This window comes from Streptomyces sp. NPDC107517, assembly GCF_055582645.1.
This window is the reverse complement of the sequence record NZ_JBVJPM010000015.1, coordinates 202,438-228,212: the sequence shown is the minus strand read 5'-3', so window position 1 is coordinate 228,212 and position 25,775 is coordinate 202,438. Positions and strand designations below refer to the sequence as shown.

Genomic DNA, 25,775 nt, shown 5'->3' with positions numbered 1-25,775 from the left:
GGTCACCACTCCCTCTCGTCGGGCGCTGCTCGAAGTTCTTCCCGGGCGGTTTCGCGGTTGTGCTGGAGGTCTCGGGCGATGGTGGAGGCGAGGGCTGATTCGCCGGGGGTGTGGCCATGTCCGGCGTATTGCCAGTCGGCAAGGACGAGGACGGTGTCCGGCTCGAATTCGGGCGTGCCGAGGGCTTCGCGTTCTTGGGCGGCGCGGAAGTCTGCGCGGGCCTGGCGGAGTTCGCCGAGGGTGGTGGAGTAGCGGCGGGACTTGGAGGAGAAGTGGCCGCGGAAGCCGAGCATGTGAGCCCAGGCCCACAGACGCCGGTCGGGGTAGAGCGGATCGAGTGTCTTGCAGGCTTCGATGAGACGGCGGGTGTGGTCGGGGACCTGGTGGCGGTCGAGTTCGGCGAGTTCGCCGACGCGGCGGTCGAGGGTGCCGGTGTTCTCGGCGGCCTTGGTGGCGTACTTGGCGACGTAGGAGGCGACGGCCTGTTCGGTGATGTCGGAGCCGTCGCCGAAGGCTTTGACCGGGCGTACGTCGAGTTGGGTGCCCCAGCGGAAGGTGCGGGCCGGTTGGTCGTCGGCGGCCGGGACGGACACGGACGTGTAGCTGTGGGCTGCGGCTGCGTGGATCGCGTCGGTGAGGAGCGTGACCGTGGCCCAAGACGGCGGCGAGGTCTCGGGGCCTTCTGGGCCGTCGATGCGGATCACGGCATGGAAGTGCAGGGCACCACGCTTTTGGAACTCCGCGACCTTGCCGTACGAGAGCCGGGCCGATTCCTTCAGCTCACGTTGGGAAAGGCCGGCGCGGGCGGCGATCTCGCGGCGGAGGCGGGTCGTGAAGCGCATCCACAGGTCGCCCGCGTGGTTGTTGAAGAGGACGGCGGCGACGTAGTCGTACGTCGTCGGGTCGAGGGCCGTGCCGAGCGCCGGGTCGTCCGGGGCATGGCGGGTGGCGCAGCGGCAGGGGCCGGAGCCGGGGCGGTTGTGGACCGGGCCGAAGGACGGGGCGGTGAGGGTGGCGAAGACGCGGGGGTGATCGCGGACCGTGGAGGGGACGTCGCGATTGTCGTCTCCGGCGAGGCCCGCGCGGATGAGGTGGTAGGTGTCGCCCGCGTACGTCCAGGCGCAGGAGGGGCAACGGGAGGCGCGGCGGTTGCCGCAGGCGAGGCGGAGGCGGCCGCCGGGTTCGGTCTCGGTCGAGTAGTGGTGCAGGGTCTCGCCGGTGGTCTTGTCCTTGGTGAGGGTCCAGCCGGTGAGGTGGATGGGGTCGGAGCAGCCGCCAGTGCGGCGGATCTGGTCCTGCCAGCGGTCGAAGTCGGAGGCCGAAGCCACCCTCAGCAGGTCGCCGAGGGTGATCGGGTCGAGCAGGGCATCGGGCACGGGAGCCCTGCCGTGTTCGTGCGGAGAGCGGGTCCGGTGGGCCATGCTGGTGGTTCCTTCCGGTTCTTGGATCGGTGGGGGCACGGCTCCCGGGCGGTGGATGCTTGGCGGTATCAGGCCGCCCGGGGGGCCGGTCAGCGGCGCTTGGTGTTGCTGTTCATGAGCGAGCGGATGACGAGCGCGGTGATGGCGGTCGATCCGGCGGTGATGGCGACCGCGAGGAGCATCGAGACCAGGACAGCGCCCAGGACCAGGACGACGGTCGTGCCGCCGACGACGAGGGTGATCAGGCCGCCGGACGTGAGCTGAATCGTGGGGCGGGTCGAGGCCGGCGCGGCGGTGGGCGGGGGCGCCGGGGCGGCCGGGGTGATGGTGGTCGGTTCGACGATGGCGGGCGGGGTGACTTGGCCGGTCGGTGCGGGCATGGTTGGGACCTTGGGGCGCAGCAGCATCGGAGCGTTCTCCTTTCGGTGGTTGGTTACTTGACGGCAGTGTCGATGGCCGGGGCCAGGAGGCTGTCGGCGAGGAGGTAGCCGCCGAGGAGCAGGAGGGCGACGAGCCACCAGGGCGGGCGGATGAGCTTGATGCCGACCACGCCGACGCAGGCGACGAAGAACCAGAGCGGGACGTCCATGGCCAGTTCTCCTCAGCGGACCTTGCAGCGGTGGGTGCGGGCGGCGAGCTGGGCGGCGGACTGGCTTGAGTAGTCCGAGGACCAGCCGCAGCGGTCGGCGGTGCACACGGCGGCGTGCTTGGTGCGGCCGTGACGGCCGCGGTGGGTGCCGATCTGGACCGGGCCGATCTGCATCACCGAGTGGAAGTGGTCGTGGGCGGGCACGGTGGTTCTCCCTTCGGGTCAGGTGAGTTGGGCGGCGATGGCGTCGGCCAGCTGTGGCGGGACGCCAAGGCGGGAACGCAGGGTGTCGGTGTCGATTGCGGTACCGGTACGGGTCTGGTGGTCGTCGGCGACCTTGCGGGCGTGGGCGACGAGGGCGGCCGGGACGGCGGGGGCGGGATCCGCGGATTCGGCGGCGGCCGGTAGGGCTGGGGCTTCTTCGCGGGCCGGGGGCTCGACGGCTTCCGGGGCCGGGGGCGTCGGCTCCTGGATTTCCGGTTCGGGCTCCGGGGTCGTGGGTGCCGGCGAGATCGGCGCGGTCGGTGTCGGTGTGGTGGTGTGGGCGAGGAGCGTGCCGCCGAGGAAGGCGATCGCGGGCCATCCGGAGACTCCGACTCGGAGCCAGGCGGGCGGGTGCTGGATGTCGAGCAGTCCGGCGGTGGCGACGTTGGCGCCGAGCGAGGCGAACAGTGCGACGGCGAACCAGCACCAGGCGAGTCGGGAGCGGCGGTCGGCCCGGAGTCGGCGCCAGGCGGCGACCAGGAGCAGGTCGACGCTGACCGGGTAGGCCCAGGCCTTCCAGCCGTTCTGTCCGGCAGCGGCGGCCAGGTCGTGCAGGTGGGCGAAGGAGAGGGCTCCGGCGATGACGGCCTGGACGAGTACGGCGTCCGGGCGGAGCGCGGTGCGGGCCGCCATGGGTCAGTCCTCCGTGGGGTCGTCGCCGTCGCGGTGCGGCATGGGCGGCAGGACCCCGATGGGGAGGGACAGGGTGAGCGCGGGGGCGAGGACCTGGACGAACGCGGCGTCGGTCTCGTAGCGCCGCTCGTAGAGGTCCAGTGCGCCGAGGAGGGCGGCGGTGCGGGCGAAGTCCTCGTTGGCGTCCATGGGTTGGCCTCCTGTTTTGGCATGGGCGGGGTAGGGAGCTGGCGCGGGGCGGTCGCGCCGACCGTGGAGCGGCAGGGTCAGGCCGTGACCGGGGTGGCCTTGGTGAGCGGCACGGTGGCCGGGGAGGACGCGGCGGCGGCGGGCCGGAAGGCGGCGAGCGCGGGAAGGTCCGGGGCGCGGTCGGCGTGGGCATTGCAGAGGTTCACGGCGTCGCGCAGCGTGGTGTGCGGGGCGCGGATGCGGGTCCAGCCTCCGGTCGAGTCACCGGCGACGGCGATGCCGGGGGTGTCGGGTGAGATCTGGATGGCGGCCATCACGGCGTCCGGGGAGATGTCACCGAAGGCCATGTTGGCGCTGGTCTCGTCGTTGACGCGGTGGGCGGTACGGCCGGTGAGCTGGGCGCGGAGCATGGTGATGCCCTTGCCGAGTTCGGAGCCGAAGCGCTGTCCGCAGATCTCCAGGTAGATGCCGGCCGCGCGGCCGAGCTGGGCGAGGCGGACCAGGGCGGTGATGATGCGGTCGCGGCGCTTCTCCTCGTCCCTGCTTGCGAAGAGGGCGAGTTCGGCGACCTCGTCGACCAGGACGACGACCGGGGTCGGGCGCAGGTCGGCGGGCAGGTCCCAGATGTCGGCGGCGATCTCCGCGTCCGGGACGGCGACGCTGATGCGCTGTTCGGCGCGTATGAGCTGGTAGACATCGGCCATGTGGGCAACGAGGGCTTCGAGGAGGTCGAGCGCGGTGTCCGGGTTGTCGGCCAGCGCGGAGAAGCGGCGGGCGAGCGGGAAGAGTTCGACGCCCTGTTTGCAGTCGATGCCGACCAGGGCGACGTCGAGCGGGGCTAGGCCGCAGACGAGGTTGCGCTGGTAGACGGACTTGCCGGACTCGGTGGCGCCGAGGGTCAGGCCGTGCGGGACGGCGCGGTAGTCGCGGTAGTGGATCGCTCCGTCCTCGCGCAGGGCGACCGGGACGCGGAGCGGTGACGTGCTTCCGGAGGGCTTGGGGGCGGGCATCTGGACACGCTGAAGGACGTTGTAGCCGGTCATCCGCAGCTCGACGACACCGGAGCGGAGTTCGCGGGAGCTGACGCCGTACATCCCGAAGGAGTGACGCAGTCGGTCGGTGGCGGCAGTGAAGTCGAAGGCGTCCTGCCCGGGGCGGAGCTTGAGCCGTAAGACGAGGCCGGTTCGGGTGGGACGCAGACGCAGGATGCGCGGGGAACGCGACTCCGGTACAGGTCGGTTGGCCATACGGGCGAATGCGAGGCGCCAGCGTGAGGGCGGGACCGTGAGCCCGCAGGCCTCCATCACGGAGGTGTAGCGGACCAGGAGCCGCACCGAGGCGAGTACGGCGCCGAAGCAGAGCCAGTACCAGGCGGGGCGCCGCCACCGCAGAAGACCTGCGGCGACGGCCACCACCACGAGCACGATGAAGATGAACTCGCCCATGATCAGGCCGCCTTGGCCTTGGCTGCACCGGCGACCAGCGAGGTGACGGCGACGGCGCGGAAGGCGATGCCGTGCCGCTTCTGACCGTTGAACTCGTTCTCCCACGGACGGGCGATCAGGCCGGTGAGCGCGACCGGAGTGCCCATCGTCAGCTCATCGGAGACGCCGGTCTCGGGGACCGTGACAGACAGGATCTCCACCTCGTCGTTGGCCGCGAACATCACGTCCACGGTCATCAACTTGCCGCCGGTCTCGGCATCCAGGGCGATCTCACCGGTCCGGCGGTCCTTGATCTTGACCTGCGGGGTCTTGGCGACCATCACGGTGGCGGTGGAAGTGTCGACGGGGATCTGACGCACAGCGGATCACTCCTATATAGAGGCTAGACTCCGTCACTCATGTACATGAGTGACATGAAGAAGAGTGCATCACTCCTATACATGAGTCAACCCGCCGCGACAGATAAGTCACGGCGGGCTGTGCGGAGTTGAGCGCGCGTCAGTCGGCTGCGGGGATCCGGTACTCGAAAACGAACTGGTCAGCGGCCATGAGGGTGTCGCACACCTCGACCACGCGACCTTCGGCCGTACGGGCCTCACGAATCAGGTGAACCACCGGCGCACCGGGGCTCAGCGCCAGTTCGGATGCCTCCGCCTTGGAGGCCGGCCGCGCTTGCAGCGTCTCGACGAACTCGGCGAACTCGTGCCCGTGGTCTTCGAGTCGGGCGTAGATGCCGCCACCGCCGGGGTTCTCGGCGAACAGCTCGGGGATGTTCTTCACGACGTCCCACGGGAGGTAGGAGGAAGCGGTCTCGACCGGGGTGCCGTTGCGGAAGTAGAGACGCCGACGCGCGAGGACCTGAGTGCCCGCCGAAATACCGAGGCGCTCGGCCGCATCCTCCGGGGCCTCCATGGGCCCGATGTAGAGAACGCTGACCTTCGCCGTGGCGCCGGACTGCGCGGACTCGGCGAGGTAGGCAGCCTTACCGCCCTGGCGGTGCGAACGACGGAAGCGATCCGAGGAGCGATGCCGTACCGGCGGCCGGTCCTTCACGATCGAGCCCTTGCCGTGTCGGGTCTCCACGAGCCCACTGGCCCGCACCTCGACCATGGCCTTACGAATCGTGCCGCCCGAAACTTCGTAGCGGTCCACCAGCTCCGACTCACTCGGCACCATGTCTCCGGGCTTGAGGACTCCGCCCCTGATCTGCTGAACGATGTCGTCAGCGATCTGCACGTACCGAGGTACGGCCCTCCCCTCTCCTGCTGCAGTTCCCATAGTCCTTCTCTTCCTCCTATGCTCCTGTACATGAGTAACAGCGCCCAGGAAGGCCAGTCAACGCCACTGCACTCCGTGTCCGTAGCCGGAGTGGTGGTGCGCGACGACGGCCGACTCCTGGCAATCCGCCGCGCGGACAATGGCACCTGGGAGCTCCCCGGCGGTGTACTCGAGCTCGACGAGACCCCGGAGGCGGGCGTACGCCGCGAAGTCTGGGAAGAAACCGGCATCCACGTCGAGGTGGACAAGCTGACCGGGGTCTACAAGAACACGACCCGAGGCATTGTGGCGCTGGTGTTCCGCTGCAAGCCCTCCGGGGGCACCGAGCGCACGTCCAGCGAATCGACAGCGGTCGACTGGCTCACATCCGAAGAGGTCTCCGAGCGGATGGCCGAGGTCTACGCGATCCGACTCCTGGACGCCTTGGACGGCAACGCCCCCCACGTGCGGAGCCACGACGGCAAGCATCTGTTGCGTAATCCGGCATGACGACTCGACACAGCATGAGCCGAGACGAAGCCATCAAGCTCGTCCAGCGACTCATGGATGCTGATTACGGCGACGAGACGGAAGAGGCCGAGGCCCTCGCGGCTCTGAGGCAAGGGCTCGCCTGCCCGCACGTCAGCGACTACATCTTCTGGGACCCCGATCCGCAGCTGACAGCCGCGAAGATCGTGGATCGAGCCTTGGACTACAAGCCGTTCGCCTTGTGATCAGGGCGCGGTAGAACTTTCCCTACTTCATCAAGCACCCGGCTGCGCTCCGCTCCGCCGGGCGGGCTTCCCGGCTCCGCTCGGGGCGCCGCTCCTGCCTTCGGCCCGCTCCGCCCCGGCTGCGCCGACGCCCGCCCACGTGGATAGGCCCGGAGGTCATGAGTGGAGCACCCGACGCATCCGGCCCACGGTCAAGGACGATGCCTCCGGCGGGGGATCGGCCGGCACCGGGTGGGAGGGGGCGCCGTTCCCGGCCGCGGGCACATCATGGTGAGCGTGGTGGGCTCCCATCCCGTCCACCGTCGACCCAGGCAGAGCCGAGCAGACGCGGCCCAGGGCGTCAAGGTCGTTCGTACAGTGGCGCGCTCCACCTTGACGCCCTGAACCACGCCCGCTCCACAGACGTGTGGGTCGACGGCGGACGGGATGGGAGCTGAGGTGAGTGGTGGGTTAGGAGGGTGGTGAAGGTGCAGCTCGAAGAATCAATCTTCGTCATCCGGCGAGGAGCCCCGTCGTACGGAGTACACCAAGATCCCAACCAGCGTCAGGACGACCAGGACCGCGACCACCCCCCATATCCCCGACGACCAACCCGCACTGTTGTCACCTTTGAGAGGCGACAAGCCGCCGGGACCAACGGCGAAGATCCCACGCCCCACATCCCCCAGGTTCATGGGCGAAGCGTATTGCCGCCTACGATCCACGGCTAGGAGCGCGGCGCCCGGCAGCCCAGCCCAAGGGTGCACGTGCCCCTTGCGTGCCCGATCGTGCAGTCACGGGCGAGGAACACCAGGGAACACCGGGAAGCGCGCCAGGAGGGTGCAGGTCACCGTCTCGCCAGTTCAGCAGCCACCCACATACGCGATCTTCCAAACAAGTGCTGCAGAATCCAGGCAGCAGCGCCTGACCATGCCGAGTAACACAGTGGCTATAGCAAGCTCATCGACGGCCGTCTCGCCAGGACCAGCCTGATCCACGTACCCGACTGATCCCTCACCACATAACGAATTCAAGATCAGAATCCGGCGAAGGGGACGTTGCTCAAGATGAGCCAGGCCACGGTTCCCCCAAGCATCAGGATCGCCAGCCCCCGAATCGCCGCACCAACAAGTGGGTGCCCCGTGAGCTGGACTTTGACTCCGGCCCTGTGAATGACCGGGAAAATGACGGATATCGCCATAATGTACAAGAAACCCCTAAATCCCTACCCCCTGTTGGGATCACCCCCAGAGATCTGGTTGGCGAATCTTACTGAGTTCGAACTTGAGCCTTGAGTGAGCAGGGCAGCTCCTGGACTGGTACAGCACTGCAGTACAGCAACCCCAGCAACTAGAAGCGCCCACCCGCGGCCCTCACCGACCTCCCGGCGCCCTGCATGACCTTGAATGGCCGATCTCTGTAGAGCTACGGATCAGATGGTCCCCGTGCCACAACCGTGCCAGAACGAGCGGGGAGCCACGGGGAATGGCAGGCACCGGCAGGGGATGTAACCCCCGCCGGCCGGAGTGCTCCTTCCGCAGGTCAGGCGCCAACCCGCCCCACCTCGCTCCTAAAGCGGTGGTCGACAGATCGAGCACGCTGAGAACCCCCCGGGCCAGGGCCCAGGGGGTTCATGATCCAGCTGACTGGCGGTTCAGCCGGTCGGTGCTCGGTGGCGCTCCGGCTCAGGAGAGCTTGTACGTGGCGACCTGGTGGATGGCCTTGTCGGGGGTGTAGTTGCCGCCGCCGAACTCGCCGAGGGTGCGGTCCCAGCCGGAGACGTCTTTGCTGAGGGACAACGCCTCGTCGACGCCGTCGCCGTCGAGGTCGCCTGCGAAGTAGTTCCAGGCGCCCATGAGATTGCCGATGGAGCCGACGGACGGGGCAAAGCTGTACTCGTAGTCGAGGATGCTCGGGTCCCAGAGGTACAGGCCGGCCTCGCTGCCGGCGACCAGGAGCTGACGCCCGCCGGGACCGGTCAGGAAGCCACCGCCGATCGACATCGGCAAGACGCTCTGCTTCTTGTCGTCGCCGTTCGCCCGGAAGCGGCGGAACGACGCCACGCCGCCCTCGTACAGCGTCCCGTCCTTGGCGAAGAAGCTGTGGTGCGTCCACACGCCGCCCGATATCCAGGAGTGCAGCACCTCGCCGGTGCGGCCGTCGCGGATCTCGAAGTAGCCCTGCGGACCGATGTTGCTGCTGTCCCACTCGAGGGGCGCCCTGACACCCCACGTGTAGATCACCGCGTGGCCGTCGGCGTACGGGATTTCCTTGGAGGCGAAGACGCCCTCGTTCGGGACGGCGGTACGGATGCCGTCGACCGCGGTGTCGGGAGCCTTGGGCGCGGCAGACCAGCGGGTCTTGCCGGTCTTGGCGTTGAGCGCGACCGCGTTCGTGACCGGCGCGGTCAGCTGCACCGCGTTGCGGCTGGCGTAGGAGGCGTACACCTGGCCGTCGTTGACGGACGGGTCGGTGAAGCGGACGTCGCCCGCGGCCTTGGGGGCGCTGTACGTCCACAGGGCGTGGCCGTCGCCGTAGTAGGCGCGCAGGGCGTCGGTGGGGACGAGGATGTCCTGCTCGCCGTCGCCGTTGAGGTCGGCGAGCTTGGCCGAGCGGACGTACTGGCCCTCGGCGGCGGGGATGGTGGTGAGGGTCTTGCCGGTCTTGCCGTTGAGGACGACCGTCGCGGTGTCGGCCGCGATCACGATCTCGGTTTTGCCGTCGCCGTTGACGTCACCGGTCTCGATGTCGTGGACCGCCCCGGGAAGGGTGGCCTGCCACAGCTTCTGCGGCTTGCCGCCGTCGACGAGCGAGGGGCCCGAGTAGGCCCACACGCCGTTCGACTGACCGCCCATGATCAGGTCGTTCTTGCCGTCCTTGTTCAGGTCGGCGCTCTTGGCGTAGGCGATGTCGCCCTGCAGCGGCGTGACCTTCTCCGCCTTGCCGGTGCCCAGCTTGAAGGTGCGGATGTTCTGCGCCTGGTCGACCACGCGGACGTGGGTGCCCTGGCCGTCGGTGTACAGGTCCTGGTACATCGGTGCGGCAGCGACGCCCTTGCTCTGCCACTTGACGGTGCCCTTGCCGGAGAACACGGTCAGCGACGCGTAGCGCGAACCGCCAGGGTTGTCCGGGTTGTTGAACTTGCGGTCGTCCTGGGCGGAGGTGACCAGCGAACCGTCGACCACGTTCAGGCCCCAGATGCTGGGCCCGTCGTGGCTGTTGTCGGCGTCCCGCTTGACCGTGTTCGACCACAGGAGCTTGTCCGCGTCGGCGCCGTCGAGCACGCGGACGGTGCTGGAGTTGACGTACAGGTACTCGTTGAACGAGGACTCCGCGACCGCGTACTCGTCGCCGGCCTTGGCGGTGAGGTCGCCGACGGTCAGCGCGGTGGGCACCACGTTGTCGCGGCTGTCCAGGGTGGCGCGGGCACCGGTCTTCAGGTCGTAGGCGGCGACCTCGTAACGCACCCCGTCCGCGGTGTCCGTCTGCTCGATCGCGACGAGCCGCTTGCGGCCGGCGTCCAGGCGCAGCTGACGGCTGTAGAGGATGCTGTCGGTCTGCCAGGTGACGGAGCCGTCGGCGGTGTCGAGCACCAGGGTGCGGCCGCGTGCGTCGACGCCGTCGTCCTTGCCCAGGTCCCAGGAAGCGGCGATCTTACCCTTGCCGAGGTCCTGGATGTCGCCCCAGTTTCCGTACCGGGCTTCCTTGGTGTCGTACGTCCACGTCTTGTTCGGGGTCAGCTTGCCGTCCGTGCCGGCCGAGAAGCGGATACCGGTCAGGGTGAGCGTCGCGTCGGCCGGGACCTTCGCGTCGCTGCTCATTCGGGGGGCGTCGGCGATCAGCAGGGTGCCGTCGACGATCTTCACCATGGAGGCGTGGTTGTAGAGCTTCGACCAGACCGTGGTGCCGGTCTTGCCGTCGAGCACCGTCACGAACGTGCCGGTGCTCAGGTCCGAGCCCGGGGAGGTGAAGGCGCGCGGGTACGGGAGGGTGCCGACCTGTGCCGAGAACACCAGGTCCGGGACGCCGTCGCCGGTCAGGTCACCGGTCGAGTAGCCGGAGTCCGAGTGGGCGGAGAACGGCGCGACCGCGTTGTAGCCCATGAGGATCTGCGCCGGGTACGGCTCGACCCGCCACGCCTGGAGCGGCTTGACCTGCCAGTCCGTGAAGAACGAGCTGCTGGTGCGGGCCCAGGTCTCGCTGCCGTCGGCGGCGTGACGCTGCACGTAGCCCATGCTGTTGACGGAGAAGTAGTCGCCGTTCTTGCCGATCGGCACCGTGGCACCCATGCCGCGCACGCCTTCCAGCGTGGACTTCGCGGTCATGGTGACCTTGGTGGTCGGGTCGACGGTGGTGGACGCGTCCGTGGACGCGCCGTCCGCCTTCGAGCCACTGCCGGAACCGGCGTCCGTGCCCGAGCCGGTCGAGGCGGATCCGTCGTCCGTCTTCGGTTCGGTGACGCTCTCGGCCTCGATGTACGGGTCGAGGGTGACGCTGGCGGCCAGCTTCTTGGCCTCGGTGCTGGTCAGCTTGATGGGCGAGCTGCTGTCGCTGTCGGCGGCCAGCTTCTTGGCCTCGGCGCTGGTCAGCTTGATCGGCGAGCCGCTATCGCTGTCGGCGGCCAGGGCCTGCGGGACCGCGGTCAGGCACAGGCCCGTAGCGACCAGGGCGGAGGCGAGCGTCAAAGCCCGCCGCGATTGGTGAGCTCTCATCACTTGGCTCCCTGCGTGAAGCGGACGGCGGTGCCGTTCGCGATCACAGACTGGTTGTACGAGTACTGGAGGGCGTCGGTGCCGGCCTGGTTGGCGATGCCGATGGTGGCGCCCGCGCCCTTGTCCGGGACGGACTGGTACTGGAGGGTCACGGCGCCGGTGGCTTCGTCGAAGACGGCCTCGAAGGTGGCGCGGCCCGATGTGCCGTTGGCGTAGGCGGCGTTGTTCCACACGATGGCGAACTTGCGGTTGCCGGTGGTGCCGGTGGTGGCGGTCTGCACGGACGACTTCTTGTCCAGGGTGAGGTCGTCCCACAGCGGGGCGACGATGCCCTTCACTCCGTTCATGCCGGTGGTCGGGATCGCGGTGTTGCTGTAGTCACCGACGCGGGAGGACAGGAAGTTGATCAGGCCGTCGGTGGTGACCGAGGCAGAGGTGTACGAGACCCCGTAGTGCTTCACCGGGAAGGGCAGCGTGACCTTGGCGGAGTCCTCGTCACCGGTCAGCGTGACCTTCTTGGAGCCCGCGATCCACGAATAAGTGGCGGGAGCGCAGGAGTTGCCCGCGTTGTCGGTGCGGTCGGGGACCTGGACGTTCTTGGTCAGGTCACCGGAGCCGACGGCCGCGGTGTCGCTGTAGACGCCGTTGCACAGGATGGGCGCGGCCGGCTTCACCACGAGGCCGTAGGAGCCCTCGGAGACCTTGGCGAAGGAGTAGGCGCCCTTGGCGTCGGTGGTGACGGCGTCCAGCGGCGCGCCGTTCAGCTCGACCTTCGCGCCGGGCAGCGGCTTGCCGGTGACGTCGAGGACGGTGCCGGAGACCTTGTGCGAGGGCACCGCAGTGAGCGCGATGTCCTGGGTGAAGGCCTGGCTGGCGGTGAGGGTGACGTCGGTGGCCGAGCCGTTGGCGTAGCCGTAGCCGCTGAAGGTGAAGGAGTAGGTGCCGGCGGGCAGCGGCAGGCGGTACGTGCCGTCCGCGTTGGTGGTGACCGTGCGCACGACGCCGAGGGTGTTGACGGTCTTCACGGTGATGTTGGCCAGGGCCGCACCGGTCGCCTTGTCGGTGGCCTTGCCGGTGACGGTGGCGGCGATGTGCGGCGCCAGGTCGATCGACTTGAGGATGTCGAGCTTGCCGTTGCCCCACACGTTGTTCATGTCGGCGGTGCCGCCGCAGTGCGTGTCGTCGACGTCACGGGCACCCTCGTTGAGCAGCGCGCGGGTCTCGTCGATCTTGCCGATCAGCGAGGGGGCCGCCGACCACAGCAGCGCGACCGCGCCCGCGACGTGCGGGGTGGCCATCGACGTACCCGAGATGGTGTTGTACGTCGAACCGGGCCAGGTCGCCTCGACGTTGACGCCCGGAGCCGAGATGTTCGGCTTCGCCGAACCGTCGGCCAGGGAGGGACCGAAACCGGAGAAGGGCGCGATCTTGCCGGTCGAATCGTAGGCACCGACGCCGTAGGAATCGGCCTGAGAGCCGGGCGGGTGCGTCGTCGAACAGGTCGTGCCGTCACCGTCGTTACCGGCCGCGAACGCCTCGAAGATGCCCGCGGAGTTCCAGGCATCGATGATGTCCTGGTAGAACGGCGTGCCGGCGTCGTTGTTGCCCCAGGAGTTGTTGACGATGTTCGGGGCGAGGTCCGGGCGCGGGTTCTGCCCGTTGCGGTCGGTCGGCGCGAGGATCCACTGACCCGAGGAGAGCAGGTCCTCCTCCGAGCAGCCAGTGGGAACACAGGCCTTCGCGGCGATCCACTTGGCGTTCGGCGCGACACCGATGCCCTTCTTGCCCACCATCGTGCCCATCGTGTGGGTGCCATGGCCGACGGTGTCGCACGGGACACCGCCCGCGCACTCGCCCGTCGGGTCGAAGAAGTTGTAGTCGTGGGTGAAGGTGCCGTCGCCGTTGTTGCCGCGGTACTGGGCGACCAGGTCCGGGTGGTTGTACTGCACACCCGTGTCGATGCTGGCGACGACGATGCCCTCGCCGCGGTCCTCGTACTGCTTCCAGACGTCGTCGGCGTTGATGTCGTCGATACCCCACTCAGGGGTGTCGTCACCACTGCCGGCCGTGTCGACGGCGGCAGAGCCCGTGGCCGACGGGTTGGTACGCGACTTGCTGACCTTCTTGTCGGAGGTCTCGATGTCGTCGAGCTTGTACGTCTGCCGCTTGACGACCGACGCGACGTCCGAACGCTTCGCCAGCTCGTTCACCAGATCCTGATCACCGGTCACCTCCACGGTGTTGGCGATCCAGAAATCCTTGTGACCGACCTTCTCCTTGTCCAGGAAAGAGGTCAGCGACTTCTGGCTGTCCGCGGCGTGCGCGCGCAGCTCCTTGTACGCGGCCTTCGCCTTCGCCACGTGCGTCTTCTGCTTCTTGGCGCCGGACAGGTCGGCCTGGTCCTTCAAGGTGACGAAGAACGTCGCGTCGCCGCCCTTCGCGACGGCGCTGCGCAGCTCCGCGTCCACCTTCGCGGTGGCGGTGGCGGACGGGGTGTCGGCGGCGACGGCCGGCATGACGCCGGCGGCGAGGGCGGTCGCGGTGAACGCGGCAGCCGCCCATGCGGCGGATCTGCGCCGTGGCGGTCGGGGCAGGTGCATCGAAGCACTCCTGGAGGGAGAGTTAAAGGGGTGCCCGGACGCTAGGGAGCCGCCGTTACTGAGCCATTACTGGCCCTGTGACCTGCCCCGATGAACGACCTCCTGGCGCGTACCTCCGGTGAGCGGTCACCACGGCCGAGCCGGAGTGCCCTGCGCCAACCCGACCCCGCACGTTGAGTGCCTGCATCGCGCGACTGCAGCGGCTCGGACGTTGTGCGCGGGCGTTGTCCTGCAGGCCCGAGGCGGGCAGTCAGCTGGCGCCGGGGGCTGATGCAGCGACACGATCGCGCGAGCGGTTGCGCTCACACAAGGCTGTCAAGAGAGGCGCTACCCCGGCCATCCGTGTGTCGGTCGGCCCGTACAGCTCGCCGATTGCCCCGGTACTGCCATCGAGCAGCAGGCCAACACACTGGGAACTAAGCCCTGCGCCTCACTCAGTGCTCTATGCCGTCCTGATGACGGCATCCCGATACCATCCCAGAGGACTTGAACGAGGCGCAGGACCACTGAACCTAGGGTCGTGCCGTTACTGAGGAGTTACTGGCTCAGCAACCATGCCTCTGCCCTGCCCTGTCACGCCGGAGGCGCCAACATTTACGACGTTCTCGCCATCCAGGGCAGTCCGACTAGGAACACAGGGACTTCACCCAGATCGAGCGCTCTCTGACATCAACGACTGACATCAACGACGCCGAACAGCGGGGTACACCAGAGCCCCTGCCCGGCCGTCGCGCCAGTAGACGACGGCAGCCGGAGCGAGTTCGGATCGAACTCCTAAAGCGGGGATCGACCGCTTGCACAGACTTGGAGTGCGCCCGCAAGCCCGAGGGCTTGCTGCTTCCCAACACCTTTCGGAAGACCGATCATGGCCTTCACCGTGTCGGCGCTAGTCCGGGAGGGACATGAACACAGAGACCATCGTCGCCGTATGCGCCATAGTCATCGCCTTAGCCTCACTGGGCGTGTCGGTATGGCAGGCGCACGTCACGAGGCAGCACAACCGACACTCAGTCCGGCCCGTACTTCAACTGCACCGCGGCATACACGAAGGGGCCCGGTCCGGGATCAAGCTCGTGAACGTAGGGCTGGGGCCGGCCGTTGTGGTGTCGACGCGTGTGACCATCGACGGGGAGCTCGTGGGCCGCTGGGACAAGGCCTCTGCCGACAGAGTGCGCGCTGGTCTACCAGCGCACCTCAACGCAGTCACCTTTGGTCAAGTTGAAGTACTGCAAACCGGATACGACGAGTACCTGCTGTCACTCGCCACATACGATCCACTCGTCCATGCTCCCATCGAAGACATCTTCTCTAGGCGACTTGCTATCGCCATCGACTACGAATCCTTGTATGGCGGGGAAGGCTTTCGTACGGCGCTCAACGCTGTGCACTGACTTCTGCCCGTTCCGAGAGGCCGAGTCGAATGTGTGTCGAAGCCCGTAGGAAAGCCGTCGCCGCATAGCGTGACTGCCCAGCTCAGACGCCTATCACAGCCGAACACACAAAGTGCCTTCAAAGCACTTGGTCGGCGGCTCCATCGTCGGCTGGTGGGCCAAGGCAGCAGTTGACGGAGAGCGCGGACTGTTCCCGATGCTCTCCGTCGTCCGTGCGTGGGTTGGCTAGACGAATGCCGATGCCGGCAGTCGGGGGCCCTCTTCGCCTCGTTCTGGGTCGGCCGAGTTCGGCTGCGACAAGCGCTGGCCCCGGCTTGCAGCAACTCTGAGAGTTGTCCTCAGAGCTTCCGCGAGGTCCGTCGCCACGGCGCGCAAGTCGCCCGATGCCACCTTCTCCGCGGCGAGTAAGTCTGACGCCTGTTCTAGAAGTTCGGCAGCCATTCCCAGCTGGATGGCTTCGGTGTTGTCGGCCAGGCGGGACAAGTAGCCGTTGGCGTCGTCAGTGCTCAAGTAGCAGGCCCTGCCCTCAGGGTCCGACCATGGGAGGAGCCGCAGTTCGTTGGGTGACGTCATCGTTCCCTCTTCCTCTCGTCGGGCACGGGGTGGGTGATGAAGTACGCGTCTGTGCGGTGGCTGGGGAGGACCAGGAGCGCTGCCTCGACCACGCGACCCGTTCCGTCGATCGCTACGCGAGTGATGTCGAGGACGGCGAGGGTGGAACTGATCTGAAGGATTTCCACTTCCTCGGGCGTCGGCAGGCGTGCTGTCAGGCGTTCTCGGATCTCTGCCAGTGGTGGGCAGGGGCCCGCCAGTCTCGCCTCGAAGTTGGTGCACGAAGGCGGCTCGCAGGGAAGGTTCTTCTCCTGTAGATCGCATGGCACGTAGATCCGGGCGAAGCTGTGTGGGGAGCTCCCTTCGTTGCGGACGCAGAGGAACTGAGTCAGTTCGGTGTTCGCTGGCACCCGCAGCAGAGGGATCAGATGTCCCTGCGCCTGGAGGTGGGTGGTGTGGACGGTGACCCGAAGCCCCGAGTCGATTGGGCTGGCCTCAAGGGGTTTTCGACCCCCGCCGACGTACGTGAGACGGCGGGGCGTGAGGGCGACGAAGTTCCCCTTGCCGTGGGTCTTCTCGATGAGGCCTTCGCTCTGGAGGAGTGCCAGAGCGTCGCGCAGCGTCGACGTACTCACCCCGTACCGGGAGGCGAGTCTTGTCTCGGACGGGAGGCGTTCGCCTGCTTTGAGTTGGCCGGCCGCGATCTGGCTTCGGATGTCGTCGGCGATGACTTGGCGGCGGGAGGGCACGGTGTCAGTCACCGCCCTCTCAGTACTCGGAGGGCGATCAGCCGAGTCCGCGCCTGCATGGTCAGGAGCTCCCCGGAATCGAATCGGAGTTGCTTGGCTCCTCCGGGGAGTTGAACCAGATCGGCTACGCGGTGTGGACTGCCGCCGACTTCGATGACGTCACCGCGCCGGACGCTTGCCATCGTGATCTCGACAGGTGCAGCCATCACGCCGCTGGGCGCCCACCCCCTCACTGGGGCACCTCCTGCGCGCTGCCTCCGTCGGTCATCAAATGGCAACCACAACTGCACGTCTCGTAGATCAGAGGCGCGTCGATCACAGGGGCGGCGGGCAAGGGGTCGGCACACGCACCGTGAGTGCCGATCCAGCACGCGGTCGACCTGTAGGGAACGGTCGCTCCTTGTGTGATGCCAGGGGGCCGGCCGGGCGGCATCAGAAGGTCCCTGCCAGTACGACGAGTGCCACAGGCGGGATGCGCCATGCGCCGGTGTGGTGCCCGGTACTGCAGCTACGGTTGAACACGCTGATCAGCTCCTATCGCTGACTGCCAGCCCCCGGACCTCACCCGTCGCGGGGGTCTCTGTATGTACGGCGGCCCATAACGTGCGGCCGTTGAGACTGGTGGCCGAGAGCCCGAATCGGTCGGCCTCCGCCATTGCTTCCAGGGCCACCCGCCACTTCTCGGCGGGGAGCGAATCCGGTACCTCCGCTTCGATCACCAGGTGACGGGCGTGCTCTGTCACACGGGGAGTAAGTCCGAGCGCGGTCAGTCGGGCGGCGATGTCCTCGGCGCCTGCACCCGAAGCAGCAGACACAGCTCCGCCCCCGTCACTTGTCAATTACTCTCGGTCAAGCTAGTTAACTAGATTAGAGCTAGTGGACTAGATTTTCCATATGTCTGAGCAGCCGCCGTACCTCCGCATCGCTGACGTGCTCCGACGTCGGATTGCGGATGGGGAATGGGTGCCGGGGGACCGGCTTCCCTCCCGCGCCCAGATCGCCGAAGAGTGCGCCGTCGGTGAGAACGTGATCCGTCGGGCTCAAGAGTTGCTGATCTCCCAGGGTGCGCTGGAAGGCCGTGCGGGATCCGGGACGTATGTCGCCGCACCCCGTCAGCGCGTGCGCGTGGTCCGATCCTCGGCGCGTGAGCAGCCCAGCGGGTCGCCGTTCCGTGCGGACATGAAGGCCGCGGGCAAGCAAGGCGACTGGGAGAGCCGTACCGAAGCCAAGGTGCCGGCGTCCGCCGAAATCGCGGGACGACTCGGCATCGCTGAGGGTGACCTCTGCGTCCGCACCGTGTATGAGTTCCTCGCCGACGGAAGGCCTGTGCAGCTGTCCACGAGTTGGGAGCCGTACGACCTCACCGCCGGGACCCTCGTCGTTCTCCCCGAAGGTGGGCCCCATGCCGGTGTGGGAGTCGTGAACCGGATGGCGCAGATCGGCGTCACCGTGAGCCATGCCGTCGAGCAGCCGGAGCCGAGGCGGGCGAGTGCAGAGGAAGCCTCACTTCTCGGTATCCAGAAGTCCGCTCTGGTGACCCACATTCGGCGGACGTACTACAGCGACCAAGGGCGGCCAGTAGAGACGGCTGACATCGTCGTGCCTGCCGCCCTGTGCGAGATCGTTTACGAGACTCCGGTCAACCCTCACTAGGGTCCGAAGCAGCGCCGGCGTGACTGAGTTTCTCGGCTGGCTTTTCGAGCCCTGAGCGGGCACCAAGGTCCGGGGTGAAATGGAGGATGGCTGTGAGCCATCCACGGGGGAGGCGGGGGCCATGACGGCGGACGGTGAACGGGAGCGCTGGGAGTGGGCGCCCGAGGTCGGTGTGGGGCCCTTGCGGTTCGGGATGAGTTCGGCCGACGTCGCAGTCGCGCTCGGGGTCTCCGCCCCGCAGGAACAGGTAGGCGGCCCGTACGAGCAGGAGAACTTCGCCGACGGAGTGAAGGTCTTCTACTACGAGGGCAGGTTGGCGTGCATGGCGTTGGATGCGGTCCTCGGCCCTCAGGCCTTCCTCGCAGGCCGGGCGCTGGACGGCCATGATCCCGAGCAGGCGCACCAGCTTCTCCTGGACCACTCTGCCGAGCACGGGAACTGCTTGCTTTACACGCCCGATGACTCCCTCGCTCTGACTGATCTTGGGCTGCTTCTGAGGGCTCAGCGGGTTGGGGAAGCGCTTTTGTCGCGACCGCTCTTCGTGATCGAGGAGTGGTTGGAATCGGAGTGGTACCGCGATCGCCTCCCGCTGGAAGGAGCCCCGGTCGTGCACGTGTGGAACTAGCTCACGTAAGGCCCCCACCTGTTTCCGCTGCGACGTCTCCGGCGATCCTGGGCCGTCCCTGGGCCGTGCGAGGTTGCCCGAGGGTGACCAGTGGCGACCAACAGTGACGGCTCTGCTGTGGCGGACTGGGGTCGAACGCCCAGTTCAGGGCCTCGGGCGCATACGGGTTTCCATCCAGGGATGGACGTCAGGCAAGATGGGGTGTATCTGCCCACACATCGATTGCCGGACGGTTTCTCTTGGCTGAGTTCATCTACACCATGCGCAAGACGCGCAAGGCGCACGGCGACAAGGTGATTCTGGATGACGTCACCCTGAACTTCCTGCCCGGCGCGAAGATCGGTGTCGTGGGTCCCAACGGTGCCGGTAAGTCCACGGTGCTCAAGATCATGGCGGGTCTCGAGCAGCCGTCGAACGGCGAGGCCTACCTCTCGCCCGGGTTCAGCGTCGGCATCCTCATGCAGGAGCCGCAGCTCGACGAGTCGAAGACGGTCCTGGAGAACGTGCAGGACGGCGCCGCCGACACCATGAAGAAGCTCAACCGCTTCAACGAGGTCGCGGAGCTCATGGCGACCGACTACTCGGACGCCCTCCTCGAGGAGATGGGCAAGCTCCAGGAGGACCTGGACCACGCCAACGCGTGGGACCTGGACGCGCAGCTCGAGCAGGCCATGGACGCCCTGGGCTGCCCGCCCGGCGACTGGCCCGTCAACAACCTCTCCGGTGGCGAGAAGCGCCGCGTGGCGCTGTGCAAGCTCCTCATCGAGGCCCCCGACCTGCTGCTCCTCGACGAGCCCACCAACCACCTCGACGCCGAGTCGGTGAACTGGCTGGAGCAGCACCTCTCCAAGTACGCGGGCGCCGTGGTCGCCGTGACCCACGACCGCTACTTCCTGAACAACGTCGCCGAGTGGATCCTCGAGCTGGACCGCGGCCGCGCGCTCCCCTACGAGGGCAACTACTCGACGTACCTCGACAAGAAGGCCGCGCGCCTCAAGGTCGAGGGCCGCAAGGACGAGAAGCGCGCCAAGCGGCTCAAGGAAGAGCTCGAGTGGGTGCGGTCCAACGCCAAGGGGCGCCAGACCAAGTCCAAGGCCCGTCTCGCCCGCTACGAGGAGATGGCCGCCGAGGCGGACAAGATGCGGAAGCTGGACTTCGAGGAGATCCAGATCCCGCCGGGCCCGCGCCTGGGCAGCATCGTCGTCGAGGTCGAGAACCTCTCCAAGGCCTTCGGCGACAAGGTCCTCATCGACGACCTGTCGTTCACGCTGCCGCGCAACGGCATCGTCGGCGTCATCGGTCCGAACGGCGCGGGCAAGACCACGCTGTTCAAGATGATCCAGGGCCTCGAGACGCCGGACAACGGCTCGATCAAGGTCGGCGACACGGTCAAGATCTCCTACGTCGACCAGAGCCGCGCCAACATCGACGCGAAGAAGACCCTCTGGGCCGTCGTGTCGGACGAGCTCGACTACATCAACGTCGGCCAGGTCGAGATGCCGTCGCGCGCGTACGTCAGCGCCTTCGGCTTCAAGGGCCCGGACCAGCAGAAGCCGGCCGGCGTCCTGTCCGGCGGTGAGCGCAACCGCCTCAACCTCGCCCTGACGCTCAAGGAGGGCGGCAACCTGCTGCTCCTCGACGAGCCGACGAACGACCTCGACGTCGAGACCCTGTCGTCGCTGGAGAACGCGCTGCTCGAGTTCCCGGGTGCGGCCGTGGTCATCTCCCACGACCGCTGGTTCCTGGACCGGGTCGCCACGCACATCCTCGCCTACGAGGGTGACTCCAAGTGGTACTGGTTCGAGGGCAACTTCGAGTCGTACGAGAAGAACAAGGTCGAGCGCCTCGGCGCGGACGCCGCGCGTCCGCACCGTGCCACGTACAAGAAGCTGACGCGAGGCTGATGGTGCGTCATATCTACGCCTGCCCCCTGCGCTGGTCGGACATGGATGCCTTCGGGCATGTCAACAACGCTGTCTTCGTACGGTACTTGGAAGAAGCGCGGATCGACTTCATGTTCCAGCTGGCGCCCGGGGACGGGTCGCCGTCGTTCTCCGGCGGGTCCGTCGTGGCCCGCCACGAGATCGACTACGTACGCCCGCTGGTGCACCGGCACACGCCGGTCACCATCGAGTCGTGGGTGACGAAGATCAGCGCCGCGTCTCTCACGATCGCGTACGAGATCAAGGACGAGGACCAGGTCTACGTGCGGGCCTCGACCGTGGTCGTGCCGTTCAACCTGGAGGCGCAGCGGCCTCGGCGGATCACCGCCGAGGAGAAGGCGTACCTCCAGGAGTACATGGACGACAGTGCCGACAGCGGCTCGGGGGCGCTGGCCGCATGACGGCACCCGTGCTGCACTTCGCCGACGCCGGGGAAGGGGCGGATCTCGCCGCCTTCCTCGGCCGGCTCGTGCACTACGACCGGGCCGCCGCCGTGCGGCTCCAGGCGGGCGGACAGGCGCTTGCCGTCTTCGGGCGGCCGCCGTCGTTCGAGGTCCTCGCGATCCGCACGGCCCGCCTCCTGAAGCCGTACGAGTACGGGCTCGACAGCTCGCTGGACGTGACCGTGTCGGCCGGTGAGCTGCTCGAGTCGATCGACGAGCGGGCCGGGACCGCGCGCGTGCCCGCCGCGGTGACCGGGCCTCCGTGGGCCGGCGTCCTGCCCCCGCGCGGCGGCTGGGAGCTGGTCCCCGGCTTCCCGGACGTGGACGTCGTACGCGGGCTCGTACGGGCCGCTGTCGCCGAGTTCAAGGCGCGGGTCGATGCGTTGGCTCCCGATGCGCGCACGCGCGCCGAACTGGACCGGACCGGGCGCGAGATCTGGTCGCGGACCATCGGCGACACCGGGGTTCCGGTGCGGGCCGCCCATGCGGCCCAGTCCCTCGGATTCCTTCGCGGGGACACGCTGGACCTTCTCAGCAGCGGCTCGTGGCTGCGGCTGCGCACCGCCTACGGCTCCGTGGCGCTGCGGCGCAGCAACGGGATGTCCGGCCTCTCCGTGTCGCCCGTCTGACCGATCGCGCCGGAGCCCTGCCTCCCGGTACGGATCAGGATCAGCCGGTGCGTATCAGGATCAGCCGGTACGGATCAAAATCAGTCGGTACGGATCGGGATCAGCCGGTACGGATCAAAATCAGTCGGTACGGATCGGGATCAGCCCGGCTCGGTGTCGTCCGGCCACACCCCGATGTGGTCCTCCTCCAGCTCCAGGAGCACCCGGTCCCGCATCCCCAGCGCCCGCGTGTGGTCCGCGGGGAGCTGGAGCCGGCCCGCGCGGTCGAGCATGGCGTACTCCCGCGAGACCAGGGACTCCTGGCCCGTGGCCGCGTCGACCTCCGTGCGGCGCAGGACCTCCGTCGAGGTGCGGCCGTCGCGGATGGCGACGGTGCGGCGGACCTCGGAGGCGACGGTCTGGTCGTGCGTGACGATCACGATGGTCGTGCCCAGCTCCTCGTTCGCCGTGCGGAACGCGGCGAAGATCTGCTCGCCCGTGTGGGAGTCCAGCTCGCCGGTCGGTTCGTCGGCGAGCAGGACCGACGGCTCGTTGGCGAGCGCCACCGCGATGGCGACGCGCTGCTGCTGGCCGCCCGACAGCGCCTGCGGACGCCGGTCGCGACAGTCGCCGACCCCCAGCAGATCGAGGAGTTCCCCCGCTCGCCGGGACTTGTGCGAGCGCTTGGTGCGGCCCCTCAACTGCATCGGGAGTGCCACGTTCTGAGCTGCCGTCAGATAGGGGAGCAGATTGCGGGCCGTCTGCTGCCAGACGAAGCCGACGATGTCCCTGCGGTAACGCAGACGTTCCTTGGCGCCCATCGTGAGCAGGTCGCAGCCCGCGACCTTCGCCGCTCCCGCCGTCGGCTCGTCGAGCCCCGCGAGGATGTTCATCAGCGTCGACTTGCCGCTGCCCGACGCGCCGACCAGAGCCATCAACTCGCCCTCGCGCACCAGGAGATCGAGCCCCTGGAGCGCCTGCACCTCGACGCCGTCGGTGGAGAAGATCCGCACCAGCCGGTCGCAGGTGATCAGGGCGTCATGGCCGTACGCGGGCTGGTCGCGGCGGTCCGCGGCGCGCCGTTCGAGATCGGCGAGGGTGGGGTCGGTGGTGGTCATGAGGTCTCTCCCGGTGTCCCTTCGGCCCTCGCCGTGGCTGGTCCTGTCGCTGCCGTGAGGTCGTAGTCGTACGCCTGTTGCCCGCGTCGGTTCATGACGTTTCCCCAGCTCTCAACTCCCGTACGAATCCCCGCCGTCCGGTCCACCAGGCCTGACCGGCCGCCACGGCCGTGGCGAGCAGGACGACGCACAGCGCGGGCAGCAGGAGCGAGGCGGCGTCGGTGCGCAGCCGTGCCACCGGGCCCTCGCCGCCCGCCGACGCCAGGGCCAGCCCCGTGAGGTCGAGACCCGGCGCGAGGAGCCGGATCGCGGCCCACCCCGTGAGGGCGCCGCCCGCCGCGGCGAGCGCGGCCTGGGGGAGCGCTTCGAGGACGAGGAGGCGGCGGGCCTGGCGGCGGGTGAGGCCCATGGTGCGCAGGCGCGCGAGGAGCGCGGTGCGTTCGGGGGCGGCGCGGGCCAGGGCGAGAAGCAGGGTCAGGGCCGCGTAGCCCGCGCCGATGACGACGGCCGCCGAGTAGACGCGGGCGGCGCCGGTCTGGAGGGGCGAGTCGACGTACCGGGCGCGTTCGGCGGCGCGCAGCCGCACCGACACCTCGGAGCCCGCGGCCTCGCGCAGGGCGAGCCCGTCGATGTGGTCGCCGGTGACGAGGAGGGAGCTGGGGAGGTAGCGGGCCGCGATGTCCTCGTTGGCCTTCTGGCCGATGCCGACCCGGCGGGCCAGGGCCGTCCTGTCGACCACGAGGAAGTCGTCGGACAGGGCGGGCGTCGTCGTACGGACCTCGGAGATGCGCAGCACGACGTTCTCGCCGTCCATCCACAGCGAGAACGGCCCGGTCCCGAAGAGGTCCCGCATCGAGGGGGAGGCCAGCACGGGGAGCGGCGACGCGGCGGTGCCGGCCTTCGCGGCGTCCGTCGTCAGCGCGCCGGCGGGGAACTCCCCGAGGTCCGTGCGGGCGGACAGACGCGCGTACGACGCCGTGTCCACGACGGCGAGCGGCACCTTGCGCTTGCCGTTCTTCGGCTCGGCGTCGTACCGCAGCGTCAGCGGCGACACGTCCCGCACCCCGGGCATCTTCCTGACCTGCCCGGCGAGCGCGGCGGGCAGCGCGGAGCCGGACTCGACGCGGGCGTCCGCGCCGGTCGCGAGAACCGCCGCCCGGTCCCGCTCGTGGTCGATGCCCGCGAGGACCGAACCGCCGAACGCGGCCGTCGTCAGCGCCGTGAGCAGCGCGAGCAGGGGGAGTACGGTCGTACCGGCACCGGCCGTCGCGCGGCCCGTCCTCGCGAGCGTCAGATAGCCGACGACGCCGCGCAGCCGCCCGGCGGGGCGGGCCAGCCAGCGCAGCGGCAGCGGATACACGCGTACGAGGACGAACGCGGCGACGACACCGACCAGGACCGGCGCGAGCGCGACGAGGCTGTCCCCGCCGTCGGACGTGCCCCGGCGGCGCAGCGCCACGATGGACGCGACCGCCAGCACGAGCAGGGTGAGTTCGGCGACGGTGCGGCGGGGCGAGGGGCGGGCCTGGGCGAGGTCGTCGCGCGCGCCGCCCACGCGGACGCGGCGGTGCGCGGCGACGGCCCGCAGGGGCAGGGCGAGGCAGGTGAGCAGGACGACCGCGGCGGCCGCGAGCACGGCGGGCTGCCAGCGGCCGTGCCGGACCGCGACCAGCGCGAGCGCGAGTCCGGCCGCGCCCGCGGGCACGGCCACGACCCCCGTCTCGGCGAGCAGCCGCCCGGCGAGCCCGCGCACCGAACCGCCGCGCGAGCGCAGGACGGTGAACTCGGCGCGGCGCCGCTCGGCGGCCAGGCCGCCCGCCATCAGGAGCACGATGCAGGCGACCGTGCCCGTGCCGTAGGCGGCGACGGAGACGACCGGGCCGATACGGGACCGCAGTTCCTGGTAGTCGGTGATGAACTCGTCGAGGCCGGTGACGACCTCGGTGTCGCCGCCCGTGGCCCGGCGCACCGCGAGCAGGCCCGGGCCGTCCTTCGTATAGGCGAGAGCTGACTTGAGGGCGGGCATGGTGCGCGCGTCGAGGGACCCCAGGTCGGGCGCGAGCTGCCAGAACTGCTCGGGGTCGCCGGCCGTGCCGAGCAGCGCGGGCGCCGCGTCGGGCGCGAGGAGGATCCCGCCGAGCCAGAAATTCGACGGAGGCAGCGTCTTGGTCTGGCGCAGTGACGGGGCGGCGAGGACCGGATAGGCCGCCCAGTACGACGCTTTGGGGTCCTTCGCCTTCAGGACACCGGTGATGCGCACGGACACGTTGCCCTTCATCAGGGCGGGCACGTGGATCACCGAACCGGGCTCGATGTGCAGCGCCTCGGCGGTCGCGGCCGTCACGGCGCCTTCCACGTCGGTCGCCTCCCAGGTGACCTTGCCCGTCGCGCGCGGCAGCCGCCCCGCGACGACCGTACTGTTCCGGGCGAGGCCGCTCTGCGCGGAGAGGGTGAACTCGGCGGCCAGCCCGTCGGGCCGCGGCAGCCACATGTCGGAGGTCGCCTTCAGCTGCGTGGTGGTGCGCAGCCCGTACGAGGACTGCGCCTTGTCCACGGCGAGCGGTGCGTGCAGGGAGCCGACGATCTCCTCGTACACGGCGCGCATGGACTCGGTGCGCATCATCTCGTCCCGCGCGCCCGGCTCCTGCTCGATGCCGGGCTCCGCGGTGGTGAGCTGGAGGACGGTGCGCTGGGGTGCCGTGGCCGAGACCGCGTGGCGCAGGCCCGCGTCCTCGTAGTCCTGGACGGCGCGCGGGAACACGGCGGCCAGGCACGACGTGAGGGCGACCAGGAGGGCGAGCGCGCAGGCGGCGCCGGGTGCGGCGCGCAGGCGGGTGCGCACCCAGGGGGCGACGGTCGGTGGCGTCATG

At 68.8% G+C, this 25,775-nt stretch carries 23 protein-coding genes; 8 read left to right on the top strand and 15 right to left on the bottom strand.

The genetic code is table 11. The annotated features are described in order from the left end of the window. Nucleotides 1-2: 2 nt before the first annotated feature. The 9 genes from repSA to ACZ67T_RS30440 form a co-directional block, all read right to left on the bottom strand. A complete protein-coding gene (gene repSA / locus ACZ67T_RS30480) occupies nucleotides 3-1,376 on the bottom strand; it encodes a replication initiator protein RepSA (RefSeq protein WP_469988209.1) in 1,374 nt (457 codons plus the stop codon). 134 nt (nucleotides 1,377-1,510) lie between these two features. Further along, nucleotides 1,511-1,825 (bottom strand): SpdD-like protein, encoded by a 315-nt coding sequence (locus tag ACZ67T_RS30475; RefSeq protein WP_469988208.1) that lies wholly within the window; start codon nucleotides 1,823-1,825, stop codon nucleotides 1,511-1,513. A gap of 29 nt (nucleotides 1,826-1,854) precedes the next feature. Continuing rightward, nucleotides 1,855-2,010 (bottom strand): hypothetical protein, encoded by a 156-nt coding sequence (locus ACZ67T_RS30470; protein WP_227295273.1) that lies wholly within the window; start codon nucleotides 2,008-2,010, stop codon nucleotides 1,855-1,857. Nucleotides 2,011-2,022: 12 nt separating this feature from the next. After that, nucleotides 2,023-2,214 carry a mobile element transfer protein gene (locus ACZ67T_RS30465; protein ID WP_469988198.1) on the bottom strand — a complete coding sequence of 64 codons (192 nt, stop codon included), beginning with the start codon at nucleotides 2,212-2,214 and terminating at the stop codon, nucleotides 2,023-2,025. An 18-nt stretch (nucleotides 2,215-2,232) separates the two neighbouring features. Further along, complete coding sequence (locus ACZ67T_RS30460) at nucleotides 2,233-2,907, bottom strand: DUF2637 domain-containing protein (protein ID WP_469988197.1); 675 nt, start codon at nucleotides 2,905-2,907, stop codon at nucleotides 2,233-2,235. 3 nt (nucleotides 2,908-2,910) lie between these two features. Next, nucleotides 2,911-3,096 (bottom strand): hypothetical protein, encoded by a 186-nt coding sequence (locus tag ACZ67T_RS30455; protein ID WP_469988196.1) that lies wholly within the window; start codon nucleotides 3,094-3,096, stop codon nucleotides 2,911-2,913. A gap of 77 nt (nucleotides 3,097-3,173) precedes the next feature. Beyond that, complete coding sequence (locus ACZ67T_RS30450) at nucleotides 3,174-4,541, bottom strand: FtsK/SpoIIIE domain-containing protein (protein WP_469988195.1); 1,368 nt, start codon at nucleotides 4,539-4,541, stop codon at nucleotides 3,174-3,176. A gap of 2 nt (nucleotides 4,542-4,543) precedes the next feature. After that, nucleotides 4,544-4,900, bottom strand: coding sequence for an SCO3933 family regulatory protein (locus ACZ67T_RS30445; RefSeq protein ID WP_376691898.1), 357 nt, complete (start codon nucleotides 4,898-4,900; stop codon nucleotides 4,544-4,546). A gap of 139 nt (nucleotides 4,901-5,039) precedes the next feature. Further along, nucleotides 5,040-5,819 (bottom strand): GntR family transcriptional regulator, encoded by a 780-nt coding sequence (locus tag ACZ67T_RS30440; protein ID WP_469988194.1) that lies wholly within the window; start codon nucleotides 5,817-5,819, stop codon nucleotides 5,040-5,042. 18 nt (nucleotides 5,820-5,837) lie between these two features. Between ACZ67T_RS30440 and ACZ67T_RS30435 the strand changes: the two genes are divergently transcribed. Both ACZ67T_RS30435 and ACZ67T_RS30430 read left to right on the top strand, forming a co-directional pair. Further along, complete coding sequence (locus tag ACZ67T_RS30435; RefSeq protein WP_469988193.1) at nucleotides 5,838-6,308, top strand: NUDIX hydrolase; 471 nt, start codon at nucleotides 5,838-5,840, stop codon at nucleotides 6,306-6,308. Between the two features lie 14 nt (nucleotides 6,309-6,322). Further along, a complete protein-coding gene (locus ACZ67T_RS30430) occupies nucleotides 6,323-6,532 on the top strand; it encodes an e9imm peptide (protein ID WP_469988192.1) in 210 nt (69 codons plus the stop codon). 1,664 nt (nucleotides 6,533-8,196) lie between these two features. On the opposite strand, the gene ACZ67T_RS30425 is transcribed toward ACZ67T_RS30430, so the two are convergent. Both ACZ67T_RS30425 and ACZ67T_RS30420 read right to left on the bottom strand, forming a co-directional pair. Then, entirely contained in the window at nucleotides 8,197-11,223 is a 3,027-nt protein-coding gene (locus ACZ67T_RS30425) for an FG-GAP-like repeat-containing protein (protein WP_469988191.1), read from the bottom strand. Further along, nucleotides 11,223-13,823 (bottom strand): S8 family serine peptidase, encoded by a 2,601-nt coding sequence (locus tag ACZ67T_RS30420; RefSeq protein ID WP_469988190.1) that lies wholly within the window; start codon nucleotides 13,821-13,823, stop codon nucleotides 11,223-11,225. The genes ACZ67T_RS30425 and ACZ67T_RS30420 overlap by 1 nt, the downstream gene beginning before the upstream one ends. Nucleotides 13,824-14,725: 902 nt before the next feature. On the opposite strand from ACZ67T_RS30420, the gene ACZ67T_RS30415 reads away from it, so the two are divergent. After that, on the top strand, nucleotides 14,726-15,214 hold the full coding sequence (locus tag ACZ67T_RS30415; protein WP_469988189.1) for a hypothetical protein: 489 nt from the start codon (nucleotides 14,726-14,728) through the stop codon (nucleotides 15,212-15,214). Between the two features lie 569 nt (nucleotides 15,215-15,783). Here ACZ67T_RS30415 and ACZ67T_RS30410 read toward each other — a convergent pair. Then, nucleotides 15,784-16,527 carry a GntR family transcriptional regulator gene (locus ACZ67T_RS30410; protein ID WP_469988188.1) on the bottom strand — a complete coding sequence of 248 codons (744 nt, stop codon included), beginning with the start codon at nucleotides 16,525-16,527 and terminating at the stop codon, nucleotides 15,784-15,786. Nucleotides 16,528-17,042: 515 nt separating this feature from the next. Continuing rightward, the gene (locus ACZ67T_RS30405) at nucleotides 17,043-17,330 is read right to left on the bottom strand and encodes a hypothetical protein (RefSeq protein WP_469988187.1); all 288 of its coding nucleotides are present in this window, start codon (nucleotides 17,328-17,330) and stop codon (nucleotides 17,043-17,045) included. A gap of 79 nt (nucleotides 17,331-17,409) precedes the next feature. Here ACZ67T_RS30405 and ACZ67T_RS30400 point away from each other — a divergent pair, with 79 nt between their 5' ends. The 5 genes from ACZ67T_RS30400 (at nucleotide 17,410) to ACZ67T_RS30380 (ending at nucleotide 21,808) form a co-directional block, all read left to right on the top strand. Further along, a complete protein-coding gene (locus ACZ67T_RS30400; protein WP_469988186.1) occupies nucleotides 17,410-18,168 on the top strand; it encodes a GntR family transcriptional regulator in 759 nt (252 codons plus the stop codon). Nucleotides 18,169-18,289: 121 nt separating this feature from the next. Continuing rightward, complete coding sequence (locus tag ACZ67T_RS30395; protein ID WP_469988185.1) at nucleotides 18,290-18,793, top strand: hypothetical protein; 504 nt, start codon at nucleotides 18,290-18,292, stop codon at nucleotides 18,791-18,793. A 239-nt stretch (nucleotides 18,794-19,032) separates the two neighbouring features. Continuing rightward, nucleotides 19,033-20,697, top strand: coding sequence for an energy-dependent translational throttle protein EttA (gene ettA, locus ACZ67T_RS30390; RefSeq protein WP_469988184.1), 1,665 nt, complete (start codon nucleotides 19,033-19,035; stop codon nucleotides 20,695-20,697). After that, nucleotides 20,697-21,137 (top strand): acyl-CoA thioesterase, encoded by a 441-nt coding sequence (locus tag ACZ67T_RS30385; protein WP_469988183.1) that lies wholly within the window; start codon nucleotides 20,697-20,699, stop codon nucleotides 21,135-21,137. The genes ettA and ACZ67T_RS30385 overlap by 1 nt, the downstream gene beginning before the upstream one ends. After that, nucleotides 21,134-21,808 (top strand): DUF8185 domain-containing protein, encoded by a 675-nt coding sequence (locus ACZ67T_RS30380; protein ID WP_469988182.1) that lies wholly within the window; start codon nucleotides 21,134-21,136, stop codon nucleotides 21,806-21,808. The genes ACZ67T_RS30385 and ACZ67T_RS30380 overlap by 4 nt, the downstream gene beginning before the upstream one ends. A 140-nt stretch (nucleotides 21,809-21,948) precedes the next feature. On the opposite strand, the gene ACZ67T_RS30375 is transcribed toward ACZ67T_RS30380, so the two are convergent. Together ACZ67T_RS30375 and ACZ67T_RS30370 are read right to left on the bottom strand one after the other, a co-directional pair. Next, complete coding sequence (locus tag ACZ67T_RS30375) at nucleotides 21,949-22,905, bottom strand: ABC transporter ATP-binding protein (RefSeq protein ID WP_469988181.1); 957 nt, start codon at nucleotides 22,903-22,905, stop codon at nucleotides 21,949-21,951. Nucleotides 22,906-22,996: 91 nt separating this feature from the next. Further along, complete coding sequence (locus ACZ67T_RS30370) at nucleotides 22,997-25,774, bottom strand: FtsX-like permease family protein (RefSeq protein ID WP_469988180.1); 2,778 nt, start codon at nucleotides 25,772-25,774, stop codon at nucleotides 22,997-22,999. Nucleotide 25,775: the final 1 nt, after the last annotated feature.